This is a genomic window from Streptosporangium longisporum (genome assembly GCF_039534895.1).
Taxonomy (GTDB): Bacteria; Actinomycetota; Actinomycetes; order Streptosporangiales; family Streptosporangiaceae; genus Streptosporangium; species Streptosporangium longisporum.
Map to the genome: position 1 here is coordinate 49,681 of NZ_BAAAWD010000018.1, position 6,890 is coordinate 56,570.

Annotated in this window: 5 protein-coding genes and 2 pseudogenes; 4 read left to right on the forward strand and 3 right to left on the reverse strand. The window is 70.8% G+C overall.

Annotation, left to right across the window (positions count from 1 at the left end; genetic code table 11):
* The first annotated feature begins 66 nt into the window (after positions 1-66).
* From ABD832_RS31955 to ABD832_RS31965, 3 genes are all read left to right on the forward strand, one after another.
* A complete protein-coding gene (locus tag ABD832_RS31955; RefSeq protein ID WP_344902817.1) occupies positions 67-1,428 on the forward strand; it encodes an ABC transporter substrate-binding protein in 1,362 nt (453 codons plus the stop codon).
* Positions 1,429-1,501: 73 nt separating this feature from the next.
* Complete coding sequence (locus ABD832_RS31960; protein ID WP_344902820.1) at positions 1,502-2,476, forward strand: carbohydrate ABC transporter permease; 975 nt, start codon at positions 1,502-1,504, stop codon at positions 2,474-2,476.
* A 55-nt stretch (positions 2,477-2,531) separates the two neighbouring features.
* Positions 2,532-3,482, forward strand: a complete 951-nt coding sequence (locus tag ABD832_RS31965) for a carbohydrate ABC transporter permease (protein ID WP_399187064.1) — start codon at positions 2,532-2,534, stop codon at positions 3,480-3,482.
* Between the two features lie 66 nt (positions 3,483-3,548).
* On the opposite strand, the gene ABD832_RS31970 is transcribed toward ABD832_RS31965, so the two are convergent.
* From ABD832_RS31970 to ABD832_RS31975, 3 genes and pseudogenes are all read right to left on the reverse strand, one after another.
* A complete protein-coding gene (locus ABD832_RS31970) occupies positions 3,549-4,115 on the reverse strand; it encodes a hypothetical protein (RefSeq protein WP_344902823.1) in 567 nt (188 codons plus the stop codon).
* A gap of 64 nt (positions 4,116-4,179) precedes the next feature.
* A pseudogene (locus ABD832_RS42365) lies at positions 4,180-4,461 on the reverse strand (YflT domain-containing protein); the annotation flags it as partial.
* A 225-nt stretch (positions 4,462-4,686) separates the two neighbouring features.
* Positions 4,687-6,128: pseudogene (locus ABD832_RS31975) on the reverse strand (GuaB1 family IMP dehydrogenase-related protein).
* Positions 6,129-6,263: 135 nt separating this feature from the next.
* On the opposite strand from ABD832_RS31975, the gene ABD832_RS31980 reads away from it, so the two are divergent.
* The coding region (locus tag ABD832_RS31980) for a GyrI-like domain-containing protein (RefSeq protein WP_344902826.1) at positions 6,264-6,890 on the forward strand (627 nt) is incomplete at its 3' end.

Consider the following 6,890-nt stretch of genomic DNA (forward strand, 5'->3'; position numbering starts at 1 on the left):
GTGTGCCGACAATTCTTCCAGAGAGCGCTCTCAGGCTCCCCGGCAAGTACATATGGAGGAAGGTCCATGTCGCTCCTCTCCCGGCCCCGTCGTGCCGCCCTGGTGGCCGGCAGCATCGGGTTGGCGCTGGTCGCCACCGCGTGCGGTTCCACCGACAACAAGACCGCGGCGAACGGTGGCGGCAGCGCGGCCGCGGCCCCCGAATGCGCCGAGTTCACCAAGTACGGCAAGCACGAGGGCAAGAAGGTCAGCATCTACGCGCCGATCCGCGACGTGGAGGCCGACCGCTTCGAGCAGGCGTGGAAGCCCTTCGCCGACTGCGTCGGCATGAAGATCACCTACGAGGGCACCGGCGAGTTCGAGGCCCAGATCCAGGTCCGCGCGGACGGCGGCAACCCGCCCGACATCGCCTTCATGCCCCAGCCCGGCCTCGTGGAGCGTTTCGCCAAGGCGGGCAAGCTCAAGCCGGCCCCCGACGAGGTCAAGAAGCTCGCCACCGAGGGCTGGTCGGCCGACTGGGCCAAGTACTCCACGGTCGACGGCGTCTTCTACGGGCCCCCGCTGGGCGCCAGCGTGAAGTCCCTGGTCTGGTACTCGCCGAAGATGTTCACCGAGAAGGGCTGGACCGTCCCCAAGACCTGGGACGAGCTCATGACGCTCACCAGCACGATCGCCGGCACCGGCGTCAAGCCGTGGTGCGCGGGCATCGAGTCCGGTGAGGCGACCGGCTGGCCGGCCACCGACTGGATCGAGGACATCCTGCTGCGTGAGATCGGCCCCGAGGGCTACGACGACTGGGTGACCCACAAGCTGGCGTTCAACGACCCCAAGGTCAGCGCGGCGGTGGACAAGGTCGGCGCGATCCTCAAGAACGAGAAGTTCGTCAACGGCGGCTACGGCCCGGTCAAGTCGATCGCCAGCACCGCCTTCCAGGAGGGCGGCGTCCCGATCACCGAGGGCAAGTGCGCCTTGCACCGCCAGGGGTCCTTCTACGCCAACTTCTGGCCCGAGGGCACCGAGGTCGCCGAGAACGGCGACGTGTTCGCCTTCTACCTGCCCGGCAACGACCCGGCCAAGAAGCCGGTGCTGGGCGCGGGCGAGTTCGTGGTGGCCTTCACCGACCGTCCCGAGGTCCAGGCGGTGCGGGCCTACCTCGCCTCCGCCGAGTTCCCGGTGGCCCGGATGAAGCAGGGCACCTACGTCACCGCCCGCAAGGGCGTGGACCCGGCCAACGCGCGCAACCCGATCGACAAGCTCTCCATGGAGATGCTCCAGGACGCGAACGCGACCTTCCGCTTCGACGGCTCGGACCAGATGCCCGCCGCGGTCGGCGCCGGCACCTTCTGGAAGGGCATGACCGACTGGATCAACGGCAAGGACACCAAGACGGTCCTCGACTACATCGAGGCCTCCTGGCCGAAGTCCTGATCCACCGACGGCCCGGCCCCCCGCGGGGCCGGGCCGTCACCCACCCGGTCCGATCCTTCCGAAAGATCCTCCGATGGACTTCGACTTCGCCGCCGAACTTCCCAAAATCGTCCAGCTCCTGATCGGCGTCGCCGCCTTTTTTGTCGTGGTCGCGGTGGTGCTGATCCTGGTCGACCGCGTCCCGATGCGCCGCCGTGCCTGGCTGCACGCGGCGATCCTGCTGCTGCCGGCCGTGCTGCTGCTCACCATCGGCCTGGTCATCCCGGCCATCCGGACGTCCATGCTGTCGTTCATGAGCGGCGACGGCCAGAGCTGGGTCGGCGCCGACAACTACGCCTGGATGTTCACCCAGACCGAGGCGCTCACCGTGCTGCGCAACACCCTCGTCTGGGTGCTGCTCGTCCCGATCCTGGTGACCACGGTCGGGCTGCTCTACGCCGTCCTGGTGGACCGCACCCGGTTCGAGTCGCTCGCCAAGTCGCTGGTCTTCCTGCCCATGGCGATCTCCTTCGTCGGCGCGGGCATCATCTGGCGCTTCGTCTACGCCTACCGCTCCGAGGAGCAGGAGCAGATCGGCCTGCTCAACCAGCTCGTCGTCGCCTTCGGCGGCGAGCCCCAGCAGTGGCTCCAGGAGCCCCCGCTCAACACGCTCTTCCTGATCGTGGTCATGGTCTGGATCCAGGCCGGGTTCGCCACCGTGGTGCTGTCCGCGGCCATCAAGGGCATCCCCGCCGAGATCGTCGAGGCCGCCAGGCTGGACGGCACCACCCCGGCGCAGATGTTCTTCCAGGTGACGCTGCCGTCCATCCGCTCGGCCGTGATCGTGGTGATGGTCACCCAGTCGATCGCCACCCTCAAGCTGTTCGACATCGTCCGCACCATGACCGGCGGCCAGTTCGACACCAGCGTCATCGCCAACGAGATGTACAACCAGGCGTTCCGGTACGGCGAGACGGGCAGGGGCGCGGCCCTGGCGGTCTTCCTGTTCGTACTGGTGCTGCCGATCGTGATCTACCAGATCCGCCAGCGCAGGGAGGCCCTCCGATGACCGGACGAGCACGCCGTCAGGGCGCCGCCGGGACGCGGCGGGCGAAGGAGGACCCGTGGCCACGTTGACCCGGACCGCGGTACGCCCCGAGGTGGGGACCGCGCCGCAGCGCGTACGACGGCGGCTGAGCGGGCGGGTCGCCAGCGCCACCGCGATCGTCATCGCGGTGCTCTGGACCACCCCGACCTTCGGGCTGCTGCTGTCCTCGCTGCGCCCGGAGGACCAGATCAAGACCACCGGGTGGTGGACGTTCTTCGCCGACCCGCAGATCACCCTGGAGAACTACCAGGAGGTCCTGTTCGGCACCTCCTCGTCCTCCGGCCAGATGATGAGCTTCCTGATCAACTCGATCGTCATCACGATCCCGTCGGTGCTCTTCCCGCTGGCCCTGGCCACCTTCGCCGCCTACGCGCTGGCCTGGCTGCCGTTCCGCGGCCGGGAGTGGGTCTACATCGGCATCTTCGCCCTGCAGATCGTGCCGCTGCAGATGTCGCTGGTGCCGCTGCTGTCGTTCTTCTCCGAGGGCGTGTCCGCCTTCGGCGTCCAGCTCATGCCCGCCTGGGAACTGGAGGGCCCGGCCCGGTTCGTCCAGGTCTGGTTCGCCCACACCTGCTTCGCGCTGCCGCTGGGCATCTTCCTGCTGCACAACTTCATGTCCGAGCTACCCGGCGAGCTGATGGAGGCGGCCAGGGTGGACGGGGCCAGCCACGGCAAGGTCCTGCGCACCGTCGTCCTGCCGCTGGTCGGGCCCGCGCTGGCCACCTTCGCCATCTTCCAGTTCCTGTGGGTCTGGAACGACCTGCTGGTGGCGCTCATCTTCGCCGGCGGCACCCCGGAGAGCGGCCCCATGACGGTACGGCTGGCGCAGATGGCCGGGACCAAGGGCAACGAGTGGCAGCGCCTGACCTCGGGGGCGTTCGTCTCACTGGTCATCCCGCTGATCGTCTTCCTGTCGATGCAGCGCTACTTCGTCCGCGGCCTGCTGGCCGGCAGCGTCAAGGGCTGACCCTCTCCTCCCACGTCCCGGTGGGCGCCCCCGCCCGGGGGCGCCCACCGGGTTCTCGCAGGTGGGTCAGGAGCGGGGCCGGTCCTGGGCGGCCGACGCGGCGGGCCGGTCGGGGGAGGTTCCCTGGGCGGGGACCTGGGGCTCGGCGGTCTCCGGCCGCGCCGGGACGGGCTGGTCCACGGTGGCCTGCGGGGCCGGGGTCAGGTGCTCACCGGTGACCGGGACGGCCGGGGCACCGGCCTCGCCGGGAAGGTCCTGGTCGATCCGCGGCATGGACGAGGCGGGCACGGTCGGCCGGGTGGAGACGTCCGAGAGCGACGGCTGCGGGGGCACGTCGGAACCGGCGGGGGAGGCGATCGACGCGGTGGCGGAGTCCGAGGCCGTCGGCTGCGGCGGGACGGAGTTGGCGGGGGAGGTGGCCGCGGCCGGGTCGTACAGCCCCGCGGACGAGGGGACCTCGACCACGACGGTGTCGGCCGGGCCGGGGGTCGAGTCCAGGATGGCCCGAGCGTGGTCCACGTGCGAGGCCGCGACCAGCACGTCGTAGCGACCGGCGACGATCGCGCTGCGCGAGGCGAAGTCCCGCTTGCCACCGGTGAACACGTGGTTGATGAACCCGAACGCGGCGCCCATCACGGCCCCCCCACAGGGCCGCCCAGAGCACGAGCACGACGAACGACATCGTGGTCGAGGTGAACAGGCCGAGGAACATGCCGACCACGGCGCCGAAGAGCACGCCGCTGCCCGCCCCGGTGAGGGCGGCCCGCCCGTTGGTCATCCGGCCGGTGACGGTCTCCTCGAGCTTGAGATCGCTACCGACGATCGCCACGTTCTCGACGGGGAACCCCGCGTCGGACAGGCCGTCCACGGTCCGCTGCGCCGCCAGGTAGTTGTCGTATCCCGCGAGGACCCTGCGGTTCACGACGACCTGGTCGTTCAGGCCGGTGGGCGTCTCTTTCATGTCGCTCGCCTTTCGCATGGGGGATGGGGCCACCGGCCGACTACCCGCCGTCCGCCCGACGATGCGCGCCTTTCGCCCCCTCTCGCCACGACGGCGCGCTCTCGCCGGAACGACCCGCTCTCACCCGGAGGTCCGCTCTCACGGGGGATGGCCCGCTTTCACCGGGATGACCCGTTCCCACCGGTACGGCCCGTTCTCATCGGGACGACGAGCTCCCGCCGGGACGGCGCACCGGTGAGAGGGTCACCAGCTCTGGTGCAGCGGCTTGCCCTCGCTGTAGCCGGAGGCGCTCTGCACACCGACCACCGCGCGCTCGTGAAACTCCTCCAGGGTGGAGGCGCCCGCGTACGTGCACGAGGAGCGCAGGCCCGCCACGATGGCGTCGATCTGGTCCTCCACGCTGGGCATGGCCGGGTCCAGGTACATCCTGGAGGTGGAGATGCCCTCCTCGAACAGCGCCTTGCGCGCCCGGTCGAAGGGCGAGTCCTCGGCCGTGCGCAGCCGCACCGCGCGGGCCGAGGCCATGCCGAAGTTCTCCTTGTACCTGCGCCCGTCCGCGGCGGTACGGGTGTCGCCCGGCGACTCGTAGGTGCCGGCGAACCACGAGCCGATCATCACGTTGGCCGCGCCGGCGGCCAGGGCCAGCGCCACGTCGCGGGGGTGGCGGACGCCGCCGTCGGCCCAGACATGGCGGCCCAGCCTGCGCGCCTCGGTGGAGCACTCCAGCACGGCGGAGAACTGCGGGCGGCCCACCCCGGTCATCATCCGGGTGGTGCACATCGCCCCCGGCCCGACGCCCACCTTCACGATGTCGGCCCCGGCCTCGACCAGGTCGCGTACGCCCGCGGCGGTGACGACGTTGCCGGCCGCGACGGGCACGCCCGGGTCCAGCGCGCGGACCGCCCGCAGCGCACCGATCATCTTCTCCTGGTGGCCGTGCGCGGTGTCCACCACCAGGCAGTCCACCCCGGCCTCGAGGATCTCCTTGGCCTTGGCGGCCACGTCCCCCGTTGACGCCGACGGCCGCGGCGACGCGGAGCCGGTCCGAGGCGTCGACCGCGGGCCGGTACAGGGTGGCGCGCAGCGCGCCGGTCCTGGTCAGGATGCCGACCAGGCGGCCGTCGCCGTCCACCACCGGGGCCAGCCGGTGGCGGCCCTCGTGCAGACGGTCGAAGGCCTGGCGCGGGTCGAGCCCGGCGGGCAGCGTGAGCAGGTGGTCGGACATCACCTGGGAGAGCTGCGTGTACATGTCCACGCCGACGCAGTCGCTCTCGGTGACCACGCCGGCCGGGCGGTTGTCCCAGTCCACGATGATGATCGCGCCATGGGCCCGCTTGGGCAGCAGGTTCAGCGCCTCGCCGACCGTGTCGTGCGGGGGTGAGGGTCAGCGGCGTGTCGTGGACCAGGTCGCGGCGCTTGACCCAGTCGACGACGTCGGCGACCACCTCGATCGGGATGTCCTGCGGGATCACCGCGATCCCGCCTCGCCGGGCCACCGTCTCGGCCATCCGCCGCCCCGCCACCGCCGTCATGTTGGCGACCACGACGGGGATGGTGGTGCCCGTGCCGTCCCGGCTGGAGAGGTCGACGGCGAGCCGTGAGCCGACGGCGGAGAGCGAGGGGACCATGAACACGTCGCTGTAGGTCAGGTCGTAGGCCGGCGTCATCCCATTGAGAAATCTCACGTTGATCCACCTTATCCCGTGAATTATCAGAAATGAGCGTTCCCCGTTTCCACCGCCTCCAAGAGGGCCGTCTCGTCGGACCGGACGGCTAAGATCCCGTTTGCGTGAATAAGTGGATGGCCATGAGGAGGCGTTGTGATCGTGGTTGACCGGCCCGAGATGCTCGTCGTAGGCCATGCCGTACGGACGTCGAACGCCGACGAGATGGAGCCGGGCAGGGGCAGGCTCACCGCGCTCTGGGCGCGGGCGGGGTCCCCGGGGGCGTTCGCGCACGTGCCGGGCCGGGTGAACGAGAACATCTACGCGGTGCTCACCGACTACGAGAGCGACCACCACGGTGCCTACACCCAGATCGTGGGGGTCGCCGTGCGCAGCGCCGCCGCGCTGCCCGAGGGCATGGTGGCCGTCCGGGTGCCCGGCGTGCCGTCGCTGAAGCTGGAGGCCCGGGGGCCGATGCCGGCCGCGCTGCTGGAGTCCTGGCAGCAGCTGTGGAAGCACACCGAGTCGGGCGGCACCCCGCCGCGGGCCTTCACCACCGACGTGGGAGATCCACCACCCCGGGGGTGCCGACATCTACGCGGCGGTGCTGTCCCCGCTCCGCTGAGTCCCGATCCCCTCGATCCCGACGCGCCGGGCTCCACGCGCCGAGGTCCTGGTCCGCCGGTTCCGACGCGCCGGGCGCCGGATCCCTGTCCGGCGCCCGTGCCCGTCCGCCCGTCGCTCGCCGCCCGTCTCAGGCGTCGTCGTCGGGCGGCGGGTCGG

Bases quoted from the DNA above. Each gene is read 5' to 3' on its own strand.
- ABD832_RS31955 (WP_344902817.1), top strand. From the start codon at position 67: ATGTCGCTCCTCTCCCGGCCCCGTCGTGCCGCCCTGGTGGCCGGCAGC.
- ABD832_RS31960 (WP_344902820.1), top strand. From the start codon at position 1,502: ATGGACTTCGACTTCGCCGCCGAACTTCCCAAAATCGTCCAGCTCCTG.
- ABD832_RS31970 (WP_344902823.1), bottom strand. From the start codon at position 4,115: ATGGGCGCCGCGTTCGGGTTCATCAACCACGTGTTCACCGGTGGCAAG.